Source organism: Bordetella tumbae, assembly GCF_054780995.1.
Genome location: NZ_BAAGVG010000002.1, coordinates 94,261 through 116,134, shown reverse-complemented (window position 1 = coordinate 116,134; position 21,874 = coordinate 94,261). Strand labels below are relative to the sequence as shown.

General features: G+C 59.8%; 17 protein-coding genes. 4 read left to right on the top strand and 13 right to left on the bottom strand.

Annotation, left to right across the window (positions count from 1 at the left end; all coding sequences use genetic code 11):
- Positions 1 to 50: 50 nt before the first annotated feature.
- The 4 genes from ACYVI2_RS00475 (at position 51) to ACYVI2_RS00460 (ending at position 6,734) form a co-directional block, all read left to right on the top strand.
- Positions 51 to 2,990 (top strand): autotransporter domain-containing protein, encoded by a 2,940-nt coding sequence (locus ACYVI2_RS00475; RefSeq protein WP_415819325.1) that lies wholly within the window; start codon positions 51 to 53, stop codon positions 2,988 to 2,990.
- 126 nt (positions 2,991 to 3,116) lie between these two features.
- Positions 3,117 to 5,957, top strand: coding sequence for an autotransporter domain-containing protein (locus tag ACYVI2_RS00470; protein WP_415819326.1), 2,841 nt, complete (start codon positions 3,117 to 3,119; stop codon positions 5,955 to 5,957).
- A gap of 233 nt (positions 5,958 to 6,190) precedes the next feature.
- The gene (locus ACYVI2_RS00465; RefSeq protein ID WP_415819327.1) at positions 6,191 to 6,469 is read left to right on the top strand and encodes a BrnT family toxin; all 279 of its coding nucleotides are present in this window, start codon (positions 6,191 to 6,193) and stop codon (positions 6,467 to 6,469) included.
- Positions 6,450 to 6,734, top strand: coding sequence for a BrnA antitoxin family protein (locus ACYVI2_RS00460; RefSeq protein ID WP_415819328.1), 285 nt, complete (start codon positions 6,450 to 6,452; stop codon positions 6,732 to 6,734). The genes ACYVI2_RS00465 and ACYVI2_RS00460 overlap by 20 nt, the downstream gene beginning before the upstream one ends.
- A gap of 52 nt (positions 6,735 to 6,786) precedes the next feature.
- Here the strand turns inward: ACYVI2_RS00460 and ACYVI2_RS00455 are convergent, their stop codons facing one another.
- The 13 genes from ACYVI2_RS00455 to ACYVI2_RS00395 form a co-directional block, all read right to left on the bottom strand.
- Positions 6,787 to 7,554 carry an ABC transporter ATP-binding protein gene (locus ACYVI2_RS00455; protein ID WP_415819329.1) on the bottom strand — a complete coding sequence of 256 codons (768 nt, stop codon included), beginning with the start codon at positions 7,552 to 7,554 and terminating at the stop codon, positions 6,787 to 6,789.
- A 32-nt stretch (positions 7,555 to 7,586) separates the two neighbouring features.
- A complete protein-coding gene (locus tag ACYVI2_RS00450; protein WP_415819330.1) occupies positions 7,587 to 9,383 on the bottom strand; it encodes a branched-chain amino acid ABC transporter ATP-binding protein/permease in 1,797 nt (598 codons plus the stop codon).
- A complete protein-coding gene (locus ACYVI2_RS00445; RefSeq protein WP_415819331.1) occupies positions 9,380 to 10,423 on the bottom strand; it encodes a branched-chain amino acid ABC transporter permease in 1,044 nt (347 codons plus the stop codon). Before ACYVI2_RS00445 ends, ACYVI2_RS00450 begins: the two co-directional genes overlap by 4 nt.
- A 37-nt stretch (positions 10,424 to 10,460) precedes the next feature.
- Entirely contained in the window at positions 10,461 to 11,612 is a 1,152-nt protein-coding gene (locus ACYVI2_RS00440) for an ABC transporter substrate-binding protein (RefSeq protein ID WP_415819332.1), read from the bottom strand.
- A 91-nt stretch (positions 11,613 to 11,703) separates the two neighbouring features.
- Positions 11,704 to 12,435 carry an SDR family NAD(P)-dependent oxidoreductase gene (locus ACYVI2_RS00435; RefSeq protein WP_415819426.1) on the bottom strand — a complete coding sequence of 244 codons (732 nt, stop codon included), beginning with the start codon at positions 12,433 to 12,435 and terminating at the stop codon, positions 11,704 to 11,706.
- A gap of 46 nt (positions 12,436 to 12,481) precedes the next feature.
- A complete protein-coding gene (locus ACYVI2_RS00430) occupies positions 12,482 to 13,297 on the bottom strand; it encodes a cyclase family protein (protein WP_415819333.1) in 816 nt (271 codons plus the stop codon).
- A gap of 57 nt (positions 13,298 to 13,354) precedes the next feature.
- Positions 13,355 to 14,596, bottom strand: coding sequence for an SDR family NAD(P)-dependent oxidoreductase (locus ACYVI2_RS00425; protein WP_415819334.1), 1,242 nt, complete (start codon positions 14,594 to 14,596; stop codon positions 13,355 to 13,357).
- Positions 14,593 to 15,768 (bottom strand): thiolase family protein, encoded by a 1,176-nt coding sequence (locus ACYVI2_RS00420; RefSeq protein ID WP_415819335.1) that lies wholly within the window; start codon positions 15,766 to 15,768, stop codon positions 14,593 to 14,595. The genes ACYVI2_RS00425 and ACYVI2_RS00420 overlap by 4 nt, the downstream gene beginning before the upstream one ends.
- Positions 15,765 to 17,399: an AMP-binding protein gene (locus ACYVI2_RS00415; protein ID WP_415819336.1), complete on the bottom strand. Its 1,635-nt coding sequence runs from the start codon at positions 17,397 to 17,399 to the stop codon at positions 15,765 to 15,767. The genes ACYVI2_RS00420 and ACYVI2_RS00415 overlap by 4 nt, the downstream gene beginning before the upstream one ends.
- Positions 17,400 to 17,408: 9 nt before the next feature.
- Positions 17,409 to 17,915: an aromatic-ring-hydroxylating dioxygenase subunit beta gene (locus ACYVI2_RS00410; RefSeq protein WP_415819337.1), complete on the bottom strand. Its 507-nt coding sequence runs from the start codon at positions 17,913 to 17,915 to the stop codon at positions 17,409 to 17,411.
- Entirely contained in the window at positions 17,912 to 19,237 is a 1,326-nt protein-coding gene (locus ACYVI2_RS00405) for an aromatic ring-hydroxylating dioxygenase subunit alpha (protein ID WP_415819338.1), read from the bottom strand. Before ACYVI2_RS00405 ends, ACYVI2_RS00410 begins: the two co-directional genes overlap by 4 nt.
- Positions 19,238 to 19,267: 30 nt before the next feature.
- Positions 19,268 to 20,257 (bottom strand): PDR/VanB family oxidoreductase, encoded by a 990-nt coding sequence (locus ACYVI2_RS00400; RefSeq protein ID WP_415819339.1) that lies wholly within the window; start codon positions 20,255 to 20,257, stop codon positions 19,268 to 19,270.
- Between the two features lie 26 nt (positions 20,258 to 20,283).
- Positions 20,284 to 21,828, bottom strand: coding sequence for an indolepyruvate oxidoreductase subunit beta family protein (locus ACYVI2_RS00395; RefSeq protein ID WP_415819340.1), 1,545 nt, complete (start codon positions 21,826 to 21,828; stop codon positions 20,284 to 20,286).
- Between the last annotated feature and the right edge of the window lie 46 nt (positions 21,829 to 21,874).

The following is a 21,874-nucleotide window of genomic DNA, read 5'->3' as shown; positions in this document are numbered from 1 at the left end:
AAAAATAGAATTCAGCCTGTTAAATAATTGCCCATAGCGGCATAGTTCGAATGGCCTGTTCTTATCGCGGCGCTGCATTAGCGCTGCTTTTTTCTTTCATTACCCTTATTGACTTACAGGCCTCGCCAGCGCTTGCGCAAGCAATCGGCGAGCCCAGTAACCCGGAAACGTGGCGCACAGAAGAATACTATGAGCAATGGGGGTTGGGTTTCATTCGTGCCGCAGACGCTTATGCGTTAGGCCTGGACGGCAGCGGCGTGAAAGTCGGGGTTGTTGATACTGGAGTTAATCCTCACCTCCCTGAGTTTTTGAATCGCATCGGTGGCGGGTATGACTATGTGAACAATACTGCCGTAATGACCGATAGCATCGGGCATGGCACGATGGTCGCGTCGGTGATCGCGGCAAACCGGGACGGTGTTGGTATGCACGGTGTTGCTCCCGGTGCGATGATTTACGCCGCACGCGCCGTTACGAACACTGATGACGATAGCGATGATTCCCGGGTCGCTGCGGCCTGGAATGATTTGCTTGGCCAAGGTGTACGCATCATCAACAATAGCTGGAGCCTCAATGAGCGACAGATTACCTACGAGCCCGCAGATTACTGGTTGACGCAGATGCCGGATGTGGTTGCGGCTGCACGCAGAGCCGTGGGCGCGGACGCGTTGATGATTTTCCCTGCCGGCAATACGGGTGGTTCGAATCCAGAAAGCCCCGCCGGTCTGCCTCTTTACGTGCCCGAGCTGGAACCAGGGTGGCTGGCAGTTTCGTCGGTTTATCCTATTTTCGGAAAGGCATTCTACTGGGCCAATGGTTGTGGCGTGGCCAAGCGTTGGTGCCTGTACGCGCCAGGGGTGGCCATTATGGCCGCAACGGCAGGCGGCAGCTATGAAACCAGGACGGGAGCGTCGCTTGCCGTTCCCCATGTGGCGGGTGCCGCGGCATTGGTGGCTCAGCGATTCCCTTATATGACGATGGCGCAAGTACGTCAGGTCTTGTTGGGCACTGCCGGAGATATGGGTGAGCCAGGTGTAGACGAGGTATACGGCTACGGTATCCTCGATGTTGGCAAGGCGGTTCGCGGTCCAGGGAAATTCGATTGGGGGGATTTCCATGTTTCGTTGGACCAAGGGCGCAGCACATGGAGCAATGACATTACTGGTAAGGGCGGCTTGATCAAATCCGGCGCTGGATCGCTGGAATTGACCGGCAACAGCACGTACACCGGTAAAACGCGCGTCGATGGCGGTGAGCTTGCCATCGCAGGCAGTATTGCTTCGAACACGACGGTGGGCCGGGGTGGTTTGCTGTCCGGTAACGGCATCATCATTGGCAATCTCGATAACGCAGGCATCGTGGCGCCGGGCTTGCCTGGCGAGGGAAGAGCATTGTTCATTGGTGGGAATTATGTTCAGCGCCAAGGAGCCAGCCTACTGGTGCAGATCAACGAGCGGCAGGAGGCGAGCGTTCTGTACGTCAGTGGTCAGGCCCACATCGACGGCGGCAAGGTCGCGGTGATGATGAGGCTCAGCGATTATCGCGGCGACAGGCGTTATACGATTCTGTCAACGGGAGAGGGGGTCTCGGGGCGGTACGACGAGCTGTGCAAATGCTTTGCGTTTTTAAATGTGTCGCTGGCATACGATGCACGGCACGTTTACTTGGATGTTGCACGTAATGGTGTGGCGTTTGCCGATGTAGGGGAGAGTGATAACCAGCGATCGGTGGGCGCGGCGATCGAGCGTATGGGCGTGACGGCAATGGCCTCTGCCGAGGCGAGCGCAGCAACGGCAGAGGCAACAATGCCAGATGCTGCGATGCCAGGCGGAGCAATACCAGATGCAGAAACCCCTGACAGAGTAGCACCAGGTGCAGTAACGCCCAGTGCAACCGCAACTGTTGCTGAGGTGACAACAAATGCGGACTTATCCCTGTTTCAGCGGATCCTTTTGATTGATACCCCTGCAGCGCGCGCCGCGTTCGATAGTTTGTCTGGAGAGTTGCATCCCAGCATCGCATCCGCCCTGATCGATGACAGCCGCTATACGCGCGATGCCATCACGAATCGCCTGCGCACGGCAGTCGGAGGCGCAGGCGAATCCTCGGCGTTGAGGTCGCTGTACGCTAGCGCGACGCACCCTCTGAGCGATAGGGTCTCGGTTTTGGAACCTGCAGTCGCGACATGGGGCCAGTTCTACGGCGCGTGGGGACATATGTCATCGCCTGGCAGATCCGCTCAACTGCAGCGCTCAGCTCGTGGGTTTTTTCTCGGCGCCGATACGGCGATGGGTGATTCCTGGCGAGCCGGTGTGATGGGCGGCTTCGGGTCCAGTTCTCTGCGGATGGGTGCACGCTCGTCCTCGTCCTCGGTCGATAGCTACACGCTGGCGGCTTATGCGGGCGCGCAGTACGGTGCGACGTCCTTGCGCTTTGGCGCCGCTCATACCTGGCATGACATTGACGCCAAACGCAGCGTATCGTTCTTGTCCGAGCGCGCAAACAGCGATTATCACGCACGCATCGCGCAGGTGTTTGGCGAGGCGGGGTATCAGTTTGATGTGGACGGTGCTCAGTTCGAACCTTTTGTACAGCTGGCCTATGTGCGTCTGCATACGAACGGTTTTGAGGAGGGTGGTACCGTCGGTTTGAAGGCACGCAGCGCCAATCACGATGCGACGTTCAGTACGTTGGGTTTGCGCGCTGAAACGGTGCTGGGCAACGCAGAGACGAGCACGCTGTCGATTCATGCCATGATGGGTTGGCAACACGCATTCGGTACGTTGTCGCCTAAATCAACATTCTCATTTATCGATGGATCGCCATTCACCATTGAAGGCGTGCCGTTGGCTCGAGATGCGTTGGTGCTGGATGCGGGGCTGAGTATCGCTGCAGGAAAAGCGTTGAACATCGACTTTTCGTACATAGGACAATTGGCACAGAACTCGACGAATCAAACGGGCAGGGTAAATTTGATTTGGCGGTTTTGAGTCAACACCAGCTTGGCGCCAAAGAGAGCGAGCTTTCAGTGTTACGTAATTTTTGGTGTTTATATTGCAATAATAAATTACTATTCGAACACTTTTTCAACGATTCTCCCGTAAGGCGTTGTTCGAATGGCTCACGCAGCTGGCGGTGTATTACGAAAATTATTCCTATATTTCATCGCGACTACCGGCCTGCAACCGGCGCCGGTTTACGCGCAGACATCCGGTGATCTGAGCAGTCCAGACACGTGGCGCACCAAAGAATATCTCGCGCAATGGGGATTGGACGCCATTAACGCAGCCGATGCCTATGCGTTGGACTTGGACGGCAGTGGCGTGAAAATCGGAGTCGCCGATACCGGTATAGACCCTAATCACCCTGAGTTCTCCGGCCGCATTGGGGGCGGGTATGACTATCTGGATAATACGGCTACGCTGACAGATAGTTACGGGCATGGCACGATGGTTGCCTCAGTCATCGCCGCAAACCGCGATGGTGTTGGCATGCACGGCGTAGCGCCGGGCGCCACCGTGTACTCCGCGCGTATCCTGGACGAGGATGATTCCTTTAGTCAATTTAACCGCCCCTACATGGCCGCAGCCTGGGACGACCTCATCAGCCAAGGCGTGCGCATTATCAACAACAGTTGGGGTTCGAGTGGCACCTCGATCACAGACGAGTCGGCGGAGTATTGGCTGACGCTCCAGCCTAATTTGATTGCGGCTGCGCGCCGGGCGGTCAGCGCAGACACGTTGATGATTTTTGGCACGGGCAATAACGGCGCTGCGGATCCACTGAGTCCCGCTGGCTTGCCTTATTACGTGCCGGATTTGGAGTCCGGGTGGTTGGCGGTGGCGGCGATCGCGCCTGCCTACATGCCGGAGTGGTCCAATGAGTGTGGGGTGGCGATGAACTGGTGCCTGGCCGCGCCAGGTGGCAGTGATGGTTGGGCCTGGGATAGTGCCGTCGGGGCATGGGTCTGGGTGAACGATCGTGACGATATTCTCGTAGCGAATTCGGGAGGCGGCTATTCCAGAGAATGGGGTACGTCGCTCGCGGCCCCACATGTAGCGGGGGCCGCTGCATTGGTGGCGCAACGGTTCCCCTATATGACGATGGAGCAAGTGCGCCAAGTGCTGTTGGGGACGGCGTTGGACGTAGGCGATCCCGGGGTAGACGAGGTGTTCGGCTATGGGATTCTCGATGTCGGCAAGGCTGTGAAGGGGCCAGGGAAATTCGATTGGGGTGATTTCCGTGTGACGTTCGATCAAGGCACCAGCACCTGGGGCAATGACATCACAGGTGCTGGCGGATTGATCAAATCGGGCAGTGGATCATTGGAGCTGACCGGCCACAGCACGTATTCTGGCCAGACACACGTCAATGGTGGCCAGTTGATGGTTTCCGGCAGCATCGCGTCGCCCACGTTTGTCGGCGCAAACGGGGTGCTCTCTGGTAACGGCACCATCATCGGGGATCTCGACAGCCAAGGAATGGTGGCGCCCGGTGTGCCTCAACAGGGAGGCACGCTATCGGTCGAGGGCGACTATGTACAGCATCAAAGCGGGAGCCTCTTTGTAGATGTCGCCGCACCGGGCCGTTTGGACGTTAGCGGGCAAGCACACATCGACGGTGCCAGAGTCGATGTCGCATTGAAGCCGGGTGATTATCAGGGTGACCAGCGTTACACCATTCTGTCGACGGGCGACGCGATTTCGGGTCGGTACGATGAGCTGTGCCAGTGTTTTGCGTTTTTGAATGTGGCGCTGTCGTACGATCCGCAAAATGTCTATCTGGATGTCGCACGTAACGGCCTGGCATTTGGCGATGTGGGCACGAGCCACAATCAACGATCAGTCGGCGCGGCGATTGAGAGCATGCAGGGTGTTGCTGCTGTAGGTGATTCAAACACCACCTTGTTTGACCGTGTCCTCCTGATGGACGCTTCCACGGCGCGTGCCACCTTTGACAGCTTGTCTGGCGAGTTGCATCCCAGCGTGGCGTCGGCGCTGATCGACGACAGCCGCTATACGCGCGATGCCATTACGAGCCGATTGCGTACGGCATTTCGACAAGGAGCGACGCAGCCCAGCCTAGTGGCTCAGAACGGCAGCGTGAAGCTCAATACCCGCAATACCGCCTTCACCGCTATGCCCGAGACCTCGACATGGGGGCAGGTATATGGTGCGTGGGGCCACATGTCCTCGGGCAGCACGGCCCAACTGGATCGTTCTTCCAGTGGCTTTTTTGTTGGTGCGGATACGTCTGTCGGCGACTCCTGGCGAGCCGGTTTGATGGGAGGCTTTGGCTCCAGTACGTTCCGCGTGGACAACAGGCAGTCGTCGGCATCTGTGGACAGCTACACGCTGGCGGCTTATACCGGTGCACAGTACGGTGCGACGTCGTTGCGCTTTGGGGCGGGGCATACCTGGCATGACGTTGATGCAAAGCGCAGCGTACCGTTCTTGTCAGAGCGTGCGGATAGCGACTATCACGCCCGCACTGCGCAGTTGTTCGGCGAGGCAGCTTATCAGTTTGACCTGTATGGGGCGCAGCTCGAACCCTTTGCGCAGTTGGCCTATGTGCATTTACATACTGATGGCTTTGACGAGGGCGGTGCAGTGGGCCTGCGTGCACGCAGCGCCAATCACGATACGACCTTCAGCACGCTGGGATTGCGTACGGAAACGGTGCTGGGCACGACAGAGAAAAGTGCGCTGACGGCCCACGCGATGATGGGTTGGCAACACGCATTTGGCGCGTTGTCGCCGAAATCGACATTCTCATTGTCCGGTGGGTCGCCATTTACTATCGAGGGCGTGCCGTTGGCACGAGATGCGTTGGTGTTGGATGCCGGGCTGAGTGTTGCCGCAGGGGACACGCTGAATATCAGCTTCTCCTACATCGGCCAACTGGCACAGAATTCAACGAATCAAACCGTCAGGGGCGATCTGGTCTGGCGGTTTTGATTCGGTCGGGTGATTTTTTATAGCTTGCGCGTCCATACAGAACGGCCATACCTCGGTAACTACGACTATACGGCGTTAAATATTCCGGCCAGACTGCAGGGCGGGGCGATCAAGTATTAGCTCGATATTCTGATCGTTACTGCACTGATTTGTATTGCCGGGGGGCCATACTTGAAGCGGGGGCATTTAACCGTTCGACGTGGCTTGTTCTTGTATTTAATTGCATCTACAATTTGACTATAAGCATCATTTACGATCCGGAAAAAAATGACGCCAACATCCGTAATCGGGGATTGTCGTTTGAGCTGGTTCAGCAGTTTGACTGGGATAGCGTATTAGTTGTTGAGGATGACCGATATGATTATGGTGAACAGCGGTTTCAGGCGCTGGGCATGATCGACGGTCGTTTGCATATGGTGGTTTTCATGGTGCGGGATGACATGCTGCGTGTCATCAGCCTGCGTAAAGCCAATGCCAGAGAGGTAGCACGTTATGAAAAAACCAGATCCTGAAATGATTGACGATCAGAATCCAGAGTGGACGGAGGATATGTTCCGCCGTGCCAAGCCTGCTCGGGATGTATTGCCTCCAGGCTTGCAGGCCAAGCTTGGAATACGCCGTCGCGGGCAACAGATCGCGCCGACGAAGATCCAGACTTCGGTTCGATATGACGCTGATGTCTTGGCTGCGTTTAAAGCAGACGGCCCTGGTTGGCAGTCGCGGATGAACGATGCTTTACGCGAGTGGCTGAGAGAACATCGGCCCACTTTTCGGTAATGCAGCACGAGACACCTCCGGCGACTGCGGACAGCGTCTAAATTGCCGCTCGTCAGTGTTTCCCCAACCCCAGATACACATCAATCACCCGCTTGTCCTGCGCAATATCCGCGGCCGGCCCTTCGATTGTGATGGCGCCGGTTTCCAGGACGTAGGCATAGTCGGCGACTTGCAGGGCGGCGCGGGCGTTTTGCTCGATCAGCAGAATGGATACCCCACGCCGGCGCAACTCAGCGACGATATGGAATACCTCGCGCACGATGCGTGGCGCCAGCCCCAGGCTCGGTTCGTCCAGCATCAGCAGCCTGGGCTTTGCCATCAACGCACGCCCAACGGCCAGCATTTGCCGTTCCCCGCCAGACAGCGTGCCGGATAATTGTGTCCGGCGTTCGCGCAATCTGGGAAACAGTTCATAGACCTCCTGCAGACTGGCTTGATGGTCGCGCTGACCCGTGCGATAGCGGTGAAAGGCGCCCAGCATCAGGTTGTCTTCCACGCTCATCTCGGCGAATAGTTCACGTTTTTCGGGGACCAGGTTCATGCCTGCTGCGACCATTTCCTCGATCTCGGCATGTACGTGAGGCCGGCCGTCGAAGACGATCTCACCGCGCGAGGGCAATACGCCCATGATGGCGGCCAATAGCGTCGTTTTTCCCGCACCATTGGGGCCGATCACGGTCACGATCTGGCCTTCGCCTACACGTAGATTGATGCCCGAGATTGCCTCGATCTTGTCATAGGCGACATGCAGGTCCGTGACTCGCAATAGGTCGCGTGGGGCGGATGGATGCGCGAGCCCGTCTGCGCTCGTGCTGTTCATGGCAGTGCCCGTGGTCATGTTTGAGTTGAGCATCAATCGTCTATGCCTCCGAGATATGCCTCCAGCACGGCGGGATGCGATTGAATCTCCGCAGGCAGGCCCTCTGCGATCTTCTGGCCAAAGTCCATGACCACGACGCGGTCCACCAGACCCATGACGAAATCCATATCGTGCTCCACGAGCAGTATTCCCATCCCCTCGGCACGCAGGCGTCGCAGCAGCTCGGCCAGTTCCTGCTTTTCCTGATAACGCAGGCCGGCAGCAGGCTCATCCAGGAGCAGCAAGCAAGGATCGGACGCGAGCGCACGAGCGATTTCCAGGATGCGTTGCTGTCCCAGCGCCAGCGAGCCTGCCTCATCGTGCAAATGCTTGCCCAGTCCGACGCGTTCGATTTGATGGGCTGCCTCGGCCAAAAGACGTTGCTCTTCGGTCCGGTCCAACCGCCAGGCGGATGGCATAACGCCACAATGGCCGCGCAAATGCGCACCGATGGCGACGTTTTCCAGGACCGTCATGCGGCTCAAGAGTTTGACGTGTTGAAACGTGCGCGATAGACCCAGGCCGGCAATGTGCCGGGCACCGGTTCCCGCGACGGATTTGCCCCGCAGCAGCACTTGCCCCGAAGTCGGCGTGTCCACACCGCTGATCTGGTTGAACATGGTGCTTTTCCCCGCGCCGTTCGGACCAATCAGGGCCAGGATCTCGCCGGCGTGGACGGTGAGGCTCATCGCGTTGTTGGCGACCAGGCCGCCGAACTTGCGCGTGACGTCGCGCGCTTCCAACAGGACGCTGCCTGGCGCAGGCATGTCGCGGCGGGGCAGGGGGTCGGCTTGCCGATTGACTTGCAGCGGAGCCTTTTTGACCGGAACGAGTTTCGCCAAAACAGGCCAAATGCCGCCCCGTGCACGGTGCAGCAACAGGACCATGCCAAAACCGAAAACGATGATTTCGAAGTTCCCGGTTTGTCCCAGCAAACGCGGCATCCAGTCTTGCAGCCATTGCTTCAGCACAGTGAAAATCCCCGCACCGGCAATCGCACCCCATACGTGGCCCGCACCGCCGATCACTGTCATGAACATATACTCGATGCCCATTTGCAGACCGAACGGATGGGGGTTCACAAAGCGCTGCATATGGGCATACAACCAGCCCGAGGCGCAGGCCTGTAACGCGGCGATGAGAAAGATCACCATACGTGCACGCGTGGTGTTCACACCCATGGATTCAGCCATGATGCGTCCGCCTTTCAGGGCGCGTATCGCGCGGCCCTCTCGGGAGTCCAGCAGATTGCGGGTGCACCAGACGGCCAGCATCAAGAAAGCCCAGATGAGGTAGTAGATGCTTGGGCCGGTGTTCAACACCAGGCTGCCGAGCGAGATGGGCGGAATGTCGGGCAGACCAGTATGGCCGCCCAGACCCTGGACAGAACCAAACGCGAGGTACAGGCTCAACCCCCACGCGATCGTGCCCAACGGCAGAAAATGGCCGGACAGACTCAACGTGATCGCGCCTAGCAGCCAGGCAACGATCAGGGTCAATATCAGGCCGACAACCAGCGTGATCCACGGCGATGTGCCCATCCAGGCCAGCCATGCAGGCAAGCTGTCGGCCTGCGTGGTCAGCACCGCGGTGGTGTAGGCGCCCAGCCCCACGAACGCCGCCTGTCCGAAACTCGTCAGCCCCCCTACGCCCGTCAATAGCACCAGACCCAGCGATACCATCGCATACAGACCGATGTAGTTCAGCAGGGTGACGTAGAACGGCGGCAATACCTGAGGCGCCAGCAACAAGAGCGCCAGGAACACCAGGACAATGTGGCGCGGCTTCACTCGTCGTCCTCCTCTTCGACATGATGGCTTCTCAGTGAACGCCAGACGAGCACGGGGATGATGAGTGTGAACACGATGATGTCTTTATAGGCACTGGCCCAGAATGCGGAGAAAGCCTCGATCAGCCCCACGAGCACGGCGCCCGCGGCTGCAATCGGATAGCTCACCAATCCGCCGATGATCGAACCCACAAAGCCTTTCAGGCTGATGAGAAATCCCGAGTCGAAATAGATGGTGGTAATCGGGGCGATCAGGATGCCGGACACGGTACCGATCAAGGCTGCCAGAAAAAAAGTAGCCTTGCCGGCAAGCGTCGGCGAAATCCCCATGAGTCTCGCGCCGAGCCGGTTGAATGCTGCGGCCCGCAGGGCTTTGCCATACATGGTGCGTTCAAAGAACGTATACAGCACCACGATGAGGATCAACGACACCAAGACGACCCAGATCGCCTGGCTGTTGATGTTGATCGGCCCGAGCGGAAAGCTGGCATCGCTGAACGGATCAGTGCGCGCACCCTCGGGGCCAAAGATCAGCAGACCCAGCCCCACCAGGGCCAGGTGTACGGCGATGGACACGATCAACAGCACCAAGGTGGATGCCGACGCGATGGGCTGAAAGAACAAACGATAGAGCTGCGGCCCCATGGGGATCAGAATCGCCAATGCGAGCAGCGCGCGCAGCACCATGGGCAACGAGGCCAACGGCAGCGCATAGAGCAGGGCGGCCAGCGCGAACGGATAACTCAGCTTGATGATCATCCAGCGGCCTATGCGCAGGCCCCCTGTACGGCGGCGCGCCGCGATCACGTCCGCTAGAAATTCCGCTACGGCAAAGCCCGCCAGCAGCCACACCATACGGGTCGGAGTGCCTGCTTGCAGCGCCGCCATGGTCAGCGCGCCAAACGCCACGAACTCGCCCTGCGGAATGAACAGCACCCGGGTGACCGTGAAGACGAGCAAGATGGACAGCGCCAACAGCGCGTAGACCGCGCCGTTGGTAATGCCATCTTGCCCCAGGATCAAGGCGATCTGCGCATTCATGCAGAGGCTCTCCGTTGTCGCATTGCTCGCGTTGTCATCATTTCACAAGCGTCCATTGGCCATTTTTGACGGTGATCAACTCGCGGCCACGATCGTCGAACCCGCTATGGTCGGCTGCACTCATGTTGTAGACGCCTTGGGTACCAATCAGTTCTTTGGTTTGCTCCAGGGCGTCGCGCAATGCGCTGCGGAATTCCTTGGTGCCTGGCTTACCGGCCTTTTGTGCGATCGGCACGGCCTTCTCCAGCAGCAACCCCGCGTCGTAGACGTTCGCTCCAAAAGTGGCGGGTCTGGAACCGTTCAGCTTTTCATAGGCGGCGATATAGTCGCTGGCGACTTTCTTGGACGGATTGCTGTCGGGGATCTCGGGCAATACCAGCATCAAGCTTGCCGCCAGGATCGTGCCCTCGACTTTCTTGCCACCCAATTTCAGGAAATCGGGCAGTGCTGCGCCGTGGGTTTGATAAAACTTGCCCTTGTAACCCTGATCGAACAGCGTGGCTTCTGGCAGGACGCTCGCCGCGCCGGGAGCAGCGATCAACACGGCATCCGGTCGTGCCGACAGCAGTTTCAGCGACTGGCCTGTGACCGAGCTGTCGGTGCGCATATATCGCTCGTTGGCGATGATCTTGATGCCTTTTTCCGTCGCCAGCCCGGAAAAAACCTTGTACCAGTTCTCGCCATACGGATCGTTCAGGCCGATGAAGCCGACTGTCTTGATGCCCGTCTTGGCCATGTGATCGACCAACGCGCGTGCAATGATGTCATCGTTCTGCGTGGTCTTGAACACCCATTTTTTCTGGTCCGTCATCGGCAGCACGACCGCTGCGGTGCCAACCGGAGCCAACATGGGAACGCCAGCCTCGGCGACAAACTGAATCACGCCCATCGCGTTCGGCGACCCTGAGGGGCCAATGATGGCGTCCACGTTTTCCTCGGAAATCAGTTTCTTGAACGCCGTGACGGACGCCGTGGGATCGCTGGCATCATCCAGGGAAATGTACTGCACGTCGATATCGCCGATTTTTTTTGGCAACAGCGGTACCGAGTTCTTCTGCGGGATACCCACCAGCGCCGTGGGGCCGGTCGAGGACGTTACAACGCCCACTTTCATTTGTGCCCAGGCGGGTAGGGCGCAAAAGGTAGCCAGGACGGCTGCGGCCGCCAGCGAGACAGTCTTTGAATGCATGGCAAATCCTCCGAGAGGGAGAGAAACAAATGCTGCAATGAGGGAATAAGACGACGACGGAACTGCTCTGCGGTACGAGCGCAATGCGATGTCAGATCGTGATGGAACTCACACTGGCGCCGCCGCAGACATACAAGGTTTGGCCCGTCACGAAACTATTGGCGGGATCTGCAAAAAACATCACCGCGCGGGCCACATCATCCGGCAGGCCCACGCGTTGTACCGGGATGCCGCGCGCGAGCTGCTGTTCGCGCTCGCTGCCGGCGGGAATGACATCGTGGAACATGTCCGTTTTGATCGGGCCCGGGGCGACGACGTTGACCGTGATGCCATGCGGGGCCAGCTCTAACGACCACGTGCGCGCCATGCCTATCATGCCGGCCTTGGTGGCGGAGTACGCCGTGCGCGTAGGCAGCCCGAGCGCGCCGCGCGAGGACATCAGCACAATACGGCCGAACTTGCGTTCCTGCATGCCAGGCAGGGCTGCCTGCACCAGGCTGATGGCAGCGCCCAGATGCAATTGGGTCAGTCCGTGCAATTGCTCTTGCGTGACGTCGGGCAGCAGATTGGGCCAGATGACGCCTGCGTTATGCACAATATGGCTGATGGGATAATCCTGCGCGATTTGCGCGGCAGCCTGGGCGGTGGCTTTCGCATCCAGCAAATCCGCCTGCACGCTGATCAAACGTTCGTGCGTGAAATCGGGATCGCGCCGCGCCAGCGACACGACGCGCCAGCCGGCATCGAGCATGCTGCGGCAGATTTCGGCGCCTATCCCGGCGCTGCCGCCAGTGACCAACGCGACGTAGTCCGTGTTTTGCATGATTTTCCCTGTGATCTGTATATCGTCTCGTGCGAATTGCCGCAGGTCAATGCGTGGCATCCCGCGTAGCCTGTGCGGCCGCGGATGGGGTAAGGGCCAATACCCGCAATGGGCTACCCGAGCCTTTGCGGATTTTCAGCGGCGCCGAAAAAATGACTGCGCCGGTGGCTGGCAACTGATCCAGGTTCGTCAGGCACTGTAGGCCATAGCGGTTGTTTCCATGCATGTAGTAATGGCAGGGATAGGGCGGATCCAGATGCTGGGCCTGCCCTGCATCGGTGCCAACGGATTCCGTGCCAAAGCCATGCACGTCGCGTTCGCGTATCAGCCACGGCACGACTTCCGCGTCGGGCCCGGGCGAGTGTGCACCGTCATCACGCATATTCAGATAGTCCACGGGCTTGGCGCGCTTGGACCAGTCGGTGCGCATCAGCACCCAACTGCGCGCGGGAATGCGACCATGAGTGGCCTCCCATTCGCGCACATAATCTATCGTCAGCAGAAAATCGGGATTGTCGCGAGCAGGCTCCGAGCAATCGATGACGCACGCCGAGGCGATGAACGCCTCGATCGGAATGGTGTCGACGGTATTATCGGGTTGATCCTTGCCGGACACCCAATGCGCGGGCGCATCGAAGTGCGTGCCGGTATGCTCGGAGCAGGAAAAATTATTCCAGTACCAAGCCGGACCTCGTTCGTCATAGCGGGAGATTTCCTCCAGACGGAACGGCCAGGCCTGGCCGAATTCCGGCGGCAGCACGATGGTCGGGAATTCCGGCGTCAGGGTTTCGGTCAGGTCCACGATGCGAATGCGGCCACTCATCAATTCGCTCATGAACTGGGTCAATACATGGGTATCCATTACCAAGGCTCCAATCAATCGATAGGGGAATGCAGCGCGTGTGCCGTAATGACAGCCTCAGGCGCCCAGCTCGCGCTCGAGGGCTTTGGGGTTTTCCGTCAGGCGTTCGCAGAATTCCTGCGCGACGTCCCCCACGTACACGTCCTCGGTTCCTTGTCTCAAACTGCGGACGACCGCTTGCGCCAGTGCCTGCGGCGTGACGCGAGGCGGCGGTGTGCGTTGTTCCCATTCATGATCCAGCGGCCCGGGGAATACATTGATGACGCGAATGCCGGACGGCCGCATCTCGGCGCGCAAGCATTGCGACAATGACAATGCCGCAGCTTTGGATGCCGACCACATGCCGCGTGCGGGCAGATTCATCTGGGCGTAAATAGACAGGATATTGACCCAGGCCACGGCATTGCGCGTCCCGTCGGCAGCGCGCCCGCATAGTGCCGGCCCGAAATGTTGTGCCAAGCGCATCAGGCCCAGCACATTGATATCCAGCGCATCCCGCGCGACGTTGACGTCGCGGGTCGTCATGACACCGCCTTCGCGCTCCATGTCGGCGGTATTGATCAGAATCTCGACCTTGCCTCCCAGTGACGCGGCGGCACGCTGTACCGAGTCGGTATCGGTGATGTCCAGCGTGACGGCCTGGATGCGGTCGTCCTTCAGCAGGTCGGTGTAGGCGTCGACAGGACGCCAGGGCTGCGGATCGCCGAGGAATATTGTCGATGCTCCCGCATCCAGCAAGGCGGTGGCCAGGGCCTGGCCAGCAGCCGACTTACCGTCGGTGATCAACACGCGCCGGAACTTGGGGTCGCACGAGGTCTCGCGCAGAACGGGATCGTCAGCCATATGCGGCGTGTCCTTTTCGGGTAAAGCGATCATGACGGCCTGGCCGGAGCGATCCAGGCGCAACGTCAGGCGTACGCGTGTGCCATCGGCGCAGTCTTGATGCACATGTGCTACTACGGAAGGGCCTGCATCCATGCGTACGGTGCCGACTCTCCACGGCAGGCGCTCGCGGAAATACAGGTCGTTGCTGTGGTGCAAAGTGGTGCTCGCGAGCAATACGCCTTCGGGATTGACGGATTTCCAGGCTAACTCATGCGACAAGCATGCCCCGCAGACTTCACGAGGGGGATACTGCACGGTCTCGCAGGCGGAACACACTTGCAGTTCGAATCGACCCAACGCGGCGGCACGCGTCAGTCCGAGCGCGCAACGGCTGCGGGGGCCCGGCGGCAGCGTAGGCTGCCGAGTTCTGGCGATAGGGTTTTTCTTGGCCGGAGGGTTCAGAGGCTGCGTCATGCTTCGCTCCTGGCCAGGACCGCGGCGGCCGTGCATAGGCCGCGGTCATAGTTGATCATGCCGAAACCACTTACCAGTCCCGTTTGTACCTGCGCGACCTGCGTGCCACCTGCGGTGCCCGTCAGTTGCCGCAGCGCTTCGACCAATCCCAGATAACCGCCTGCCGCGCCAGCCTGGCCGACGGAGAGCTGGCCGCCGTTGGTATTAAAGGGAAAGGTCCCGTCTATCGTGAACGTGTTGTCGCGCACAAATTGCGGCGCATCGCCTTTGGCACAAAATCCCAGATCTTCGATCTGCATCAGGTTGATGACGGGATAGTCGTCGTAGGCTTGCATAAAGTCCATATCCTGCGGCCCACGACCCGCCAGTGCGTAGAGTTCGTCCACATCGATGGTCCATCCGCCGCGTTGCTGAATAGGGTCCTCGCTCCAGGCGTTGTGGCGCTCGATGGTAGACAGAATCCTTACACCGGTCAGGCCCAACGCCTTTGCTCGATCGGTACTCATTACCAGAAACGCATCTGCCCCCGCGCAGGGCATGACGCAATCAAACAAATGGATTGGGTCGGTGATCAGACGTGCATCCATGTACTGTTGCAGACTCAGCGGCTTTTTCATCAGCGCATGGGGATAGCGCAGTGCATTGTCGCGCTGCGCGACACACAGCTTGCCAAAATCCTCACGTGTGGCGCCGGTTTGCGCCATGTAGTGTGCCGTCAACAGCGCAAAGCTGGCATTGGGCCCGCCGGCGCCATAGGGGTACACCGCGTCTTGGGCAAAGCGTGAAAACTGGCTGACGGTATTGCGAAACGAGTCCACATGATTGGTGTCGCCCGCGAGGCAGGCGACGACCTCGGCATCGCCGGCTTGCACGGCACGTGCCGCCCGGCGCAGGGCCACGACACCGCTTGCCCCACCCATGGGGATATGGTCCAGCCAGCGCGGAGCCATGCCTAGATGTTGAGTCAGGCCGACGGCAGTATCCGGCGCCAGCGTAAAGCTCGAGACGCACATGCCATCGACATCGGATTTTTGCAGGCCCGATGCGTGCAGCAGCTCATACAATGCGCGACCCAGCCACCAATGAGCGCTATGCGTGCTGTAGCGTGCATACGGGATCGTGACGGGGCAAACCGCGACCACACCTTCGTATCCGCGGCGCAGGGCGGTCATGCGGGCACCTCTTGGCGCTTTTTCATGGCGCAGGTATCGACGCAGCGTGCGGTGCCCGGCAGCGTCGGCGCGAGGGCCTTCATCTCTCCGCGTTGGATCTTGTTGGTGGTGGTCAGAGGCAAGGCCTCGACAAAAGCCACGAACCCCGGCGCCTTGTAATAGGCCAGTTGCGTCAGGCACCAGCGGACGATGTCATTGGCTGCATCCCGCATCGCGCCGGCATCGGCAGGCATGGTGACCGGCACGACGCAGGCTAGGACCTCGTCGCCTCGCACCGCGTCCGGGACAGCAGCCACGGCGACGCTTTTAATCAGGGGATGTTGTGCCAGCACGCTTTCGACTTCGACCGCGGAGATGTTCTCGCCACTGCGGCGGATCACGTTTTTCTTGCGGTCGACGAAATGCATATTGCCATCGGGCTCGCGACGTACCAGGTCGCCGGTATGGAACCAACCGTCCTGCCATGCCGCCGCCGTGGCGGCCTCGTCCTTGAGATAGCCGGCAAAGAAACCGTAGCGCGGATCCTCGCCGGTATGACACACGAGCAACTCGCCAGGGCTGCCGTCGGCTACGTCCAGGCCCGCGTCATCGACAATGCGAACCCGCACGTCGTCCTCCGCTGCCCCAAAACAATTTGTACCCGTGTGACGCGGCTCGTGATTCGCAATGATGACGGCGCCCGCGCCGGTCTCCGTCATCGCCCAGGCCTCCAGCAATGGAAAACCAAAGCGCGCTTCAAAAGGATCGTGCAATGCCCGGTCAACACCCGCGCCGAAACCAAAACGAATCTGGTGATCGCGATCTTGCGGCGCTGGCGCCGCTTTCATCAAGATAGCGGGCATCACGCCCAGATAATGCAACACCGTTGCGCCCGAATCGCGAACGTTCTCCCACCAGGTCTGCGGATGAAAACGGTCCAGCGTAATCAGGCATCCCCCCGTCAACAACATCGCCATCGCCGAGTAAGCCATGGCGTTCATGTGCACCAGAGGCAGTGGGGTCAGCATGCGATCCCGTCCTTCATGCAGCGTCGCGAGCCCGCCGATGTTGGCGTACCAGTTGCCTGCATGCAGGAAATAGCGGTTAGGCAGAATGCAGCCTTTGGGACGTCCGGTGGTGCCGGACGTGTAGAGCAGGGCGCACTCGGTCATGATGCCGGGGGCCGTCCCGGCCGCAGGGGCGCGGAATGGCGCAGGCGGTGGCGTGGTATCAGCAGCGATGACTTGCAACGGATGATTTGCGCGCTCTGCCGCGGCGCGCAGTTCTTGGTGACGTGAGGGCAGCGCGATGGCGATGGCGATCTCGCTATGGCCGATGAGGTATTCCAATTCCGCTGCGCGCAGATCCCCGTTGATAGGAACGACAGAAACCCCCAAGCCGTTCAACGCATACCAGTGCAGAAAGAAGTCCGGCCGATTCTCCAACAACAGCCCCGCACGGTGGCCGTGCCCATAACCCGCCCGTTGATAGGCCTCGCGCAGCGCCCCAATACGGTTTGCCGCATCCTGATAGCTGATTTCGCCGGCGGGGATGCCATAAATCCCGGCCGTTTCCTCCAGCACACACAGCATTGCGTTGGATGGCCATTTCTGTGTTGTGTCTACAAACGCTTGGTAAACCGTGGCGCTCACGTGGCCCCCTTACATGAATAGCTGGATGTTGCCAAAGGCGGCGTCACAATTGACCAGGTCCACCCGTTTCAGCCGGATGCGCAATGCACCCTCGTGTTCGACCAAGTGCAGCGTGGACCAGCCCGCATAGAGTTGCTGCGCATCCTGCCGTGTCTCGACATAGTGAAATGCCACGCGCACGACATAGCGTCCTTGGTCGGGCGCGTGCTCAGGATGATCGCGCTCGATCGTGGGCTGTTGCAGCAAATGGTGACAACGGCTTTTAGGTTGCTGTGAGAACGTGCGTTGCCCAGTCAGACGCTCGACGCGCACTTGCAGCAGCAGTTTGTCCTCGTACATCAATGAGGCATGCAGGCGAGGATCCTGTTGATCATGTGCAAGCGGCATCCAGTAGTACGCATCGTCGGCATAGAGCGCCAACCATTGCTCGAACTTCAGCTCATCCAACAGCCTCGCCTCGGCATAGACAAAGTCGAGCAGATCCTGTTCGCTCACGGCGGTCGTTAGCGGGTTCATGCCGCGTCCTCCATGCCCTGGGTCATATAGCGTGCCCAGGCTCGATACTGATTACGCATCTGCCATTCGTTGGTGCCGTTGGTGACGACATTCTTTTGACCGTGCTCGGCAGGGTCATAGAGGCGGCCTACGTTGACCCAGCTGCGCGCACGTGTACGCAGGCCATCCTGGGCGCGTTCGTACATTTCCAGGTCGTCGTGGCCCACGACCGAGGTAGGGGCATTGATCAGCCGGTTATACATCAGCGTGCGCTCCAGCAACAGATCGGGCGCTCCGACCAGACGGAAGGTCCATGACTCGACCAGCGTACGATCCGCAGCCAGCGGCTTGAAAATACGCAGTGTTTGAATGGGACCCTTTACCATGATGTTGGGGAAATACACCGTGTTATGACGCACATCGCCCAGGATGGCCTTGGCGCGATCCTCGCCGTAGGCGGCCACCATCGCATCCCAATAGCCGGGAATCGCCGAATACGAGGCGTGAATCGAGTCAGAGACGCCGGTGTGCCCGTGTCCGTTTTCCCAGACACGGATGCCCATGCCCTCGAAAAATTCGTACGGTGAGATAAACGGCGCATAGAGTTCGACCGCCATGGGCTTGGGCGTGCCCTCGGGGGCCTGTGCCCAGACACGTACGGCCGTGCCGGCCGAGGACTCATGCGCCACCATGGGGTGGCAGGTGTCGGTCTGGTTGTCGACCAGCATTTTCCAGTTGCAGCGATGCATATAGCGAAATACGCCGCCAGCGACCTCGAGCCGGCCCTCGGGCGATCGATCCACCATATTGTCCAGCGTAGACAGGGCCTCGCCAAAAAAGGTCTCGAAGTCCTCGCCTTCGTCGCTCAGGCGGCAGAATACAAATCCCCGGTGATTGCGGACATTGGCGACCGCGGCCATGCCCTTGCTGGCTTCGCAGTGTTCCAGCCCCGTGTTCTCGTAGCCCTTTTTGAGCGGAATGGACAACGGGCTGCCATCGGTTTTGAACGTCCAGGCGTGATAGGGGCAGCGAAAAAACTTACCTGTATTGCCGCACGCGTCGCCCGCGACCATGGTGCCTTTGTGCGGACAGCGATTGATCAACACGCGGACCCTGCGATCGGTATGGCGCACCATGACGACCGGTTCGTCGCCCACGGTCGTGGTGATGAAATCACCGGGGTTCGGAACCTGGCTGTCATGGCCCACATAGACCCAGGTGCGGGCATACAGCTGTTCCATTTCCAGTTCGAACAGTTCCTGATCGACGAACAGGTCTTTGTGCACCTCGGTGTCGCGCACCAGGGCACGGATGGCGTCGGGGTTGTTGCGATAATGGCCCATGATGTTTCCCCTTTTTTTATGTCTCTTGCGTCACAGATCCAGCACCAGGCGCGCGGATTTTGCGCGCGAGATGCAGATCTGGATCAGTTTGCCTTCGGCTTTTTCTGCGTCCGACAGGTAGTAGTCGCGGTGATCGGGCGTGCCCTCGAGGACGGTAGCCTGGCAGACGCCGCATTCACCGCGCTTGCAGTCATACATGGGATCGCAGCCTGCGGCTTCCATGATTTCGACGATGGTTTTGTCAGCGGGAATGGTCAGCACCAGGCCGCTTTGCTTGAGTTCGACCTCAAAGGGCTGATCGCCAGCCAACGGTGCAGCCGTTGTGAACAGCTCGAAATGTATGTGTGTGTCGGGCCATTGTCGTTGACGCGCTCCCGCAATGACCGCGTCGATCATGCCCTGTGGTCCGCAGACATACAGGTGTTGATGTGGCGCGTAGGTATCCAGCAATGCGTCGAGATTCAACGCAGACAGCGGATCGTCGTCCACGTGTACATCGAGGTGTTCGCCGGCCAACGTATGCAGTTCGTCGACCAAGGCCAACTGATCGCGGTGGCGGCCGCAGTAATGCAAGACGAATTCGCGGTCCGTGTTTTTCAGCGCTGCAGCCATCGATGCGATGGGGGTGATGCCGATACCGCCTGCAATGAGCACGGTGCGATGACGGTCTGTCGATTCCTCGCGCGAGCAGGCATGCAGCGGGAAATCGTTCTTCGGTCCCTGCACCGTCAGCGTGTCCCCGACTTGCAATCCATGCATGTAGCGTGATCCGCCACCGCCGGCTTCGTCCAGGCGAACGCCCAAGCGATATTGATGAGGAGCGGTAAAGGCCGCGGTATCGGCGCACGTTGCGATCAGCGAATAACAACGAGGTTCGGCCAGGCCCGGGATCTGGACTTTCAAATGCGCGCCGGGCTCGAATGCCGGCAGCGTGCCACCGTCCGCATTTTCCATGACAAAAGTGCGCACCAGCGGCGTGGCCTGCTGGATGTCGCGAATGATGAGGTTCAAAATCTGCACGATGTCTCCGTAGCGATCGTGGCGGTTCAGGCGGCGATGGCCTGTTTGGCTTGGTTTTCCAGCGGGCCGCAGGCGACTTGCGACAGGGCGGTTTCCCGCAGACCGCGCAGCGTTTGCGCGGCGTCAGGGCGGCCTGCCAACTGGCGGGCGGTGTCGAGCAATGTGCCGTACTTGCTGGTGCCGCGTGAGTGCGTATCGCTGTAGCCCTTGACGAGCCGTCGGCAGTTCACGACCTCGACGGCGAGTGCGTAATCGCGCGGCGCGAGCTCGGTGATCAAATCCAGCCATTCGCGCAAGGCTTGTGTTTCGATCTGATGGCGCAAGGTCCGGCGGCGAATGCGCCGCATGCCGGATAGTCCATAGAGCATCAGGAACCCTGTCAACGAGGCGCTGCTCAGTCGGCGTCCTTTACCCAGGCGGCGGCTGACAAATCCCGACAGACCCGGCGAGCGCTCGATCCAGCGGCCCAGGCCTACCGGCAGCGTGCCGCAGATTTCCTCGACACGAGGGTGCATATAGTCGGTGGTGTAGACCAACTGATCCGGTTTGGCGCCGACCTCGGCACGTACACGGTCAAAACGGGTGCCGCGCGTCTTGAGGTCGGCGACGCGAATGACGTCGTCGTACGCCATCGCCACCGCGAGGTAGCGCGCCGCCGCACAGGTCAATGCCCAGTCGTGACCGGCACCGCCATATTGCGCGTCCAATGCCTGTAGTGCCGCCATGCGATCCAGGTATTCGCGGGCATACGCCATGTCTTGAAATTCGGCAGTACGCTGCGTCCCTGCTGCCAGCAGTGGCTGCGCCACACTCGGAAAATCACGCGTGATGCGATCCAGCAGCGCCTGCGCGCCCGGTGTCGCGGCACGCGTGGGCACTGCAGGCATTTCGCGTTCACGATCAATCGCGGCAGGCACGGCAGGGGCCGTCGCAGCGGCCTCATAGCCCAACGCGAACGCGCGCAAGCTGGCTTTGACCCCGAGCCCGCCGCGTTCGATCGTGGCCTCGAAATCCTGGCGGCTAAAGGGCAGGGCGCCGCTGCCCGCCACGGCGCCAAACAGGCTGGCGCTGATGACGCTGTCGGCCTGATCCGCCAGGGCTTGCAAATCAAAACACAGAAAACGCTGTGCGGCGACACGCCCAGCATCGAGCACCTTGTTCGGATCGGCAATGCCATTACCGGGTGCGGATTTTTCGCTGACCGCAAAACTGCGATGCGAGGAGGAGATCAAGGTCGTACGTTCAGGGGTGACAAGGCCACGTTGAATGGCGCGACCGCCTTCCATCAATTCCGCAGCCACGACCAGATCGACATCGCCGGGCGTAGGCATGAGAGCCAGCGCCGGTTGGCGGCCCGCCTGTTGCACAGCAGACTCGGGCAAGAGTTCCAGATAGTAAATCGTGGCGCCGGTACGTTGCGCGACACCCGGCACGGACGTGGTTTGCGCCCACCAGCCTGCGTGTTCGGCCATATCCACGATCCAATCAGCCAACACGCCTCCGCCTTGGCCGCCCATGGCGAGGACGGCGATCTTGATCGGAGATGCGGCGGTTACAGCGTTCGTGTGCATGCGAGTCTCGAGATGGAAAAGCCATACAGGTCGTCATTCGGTGCGA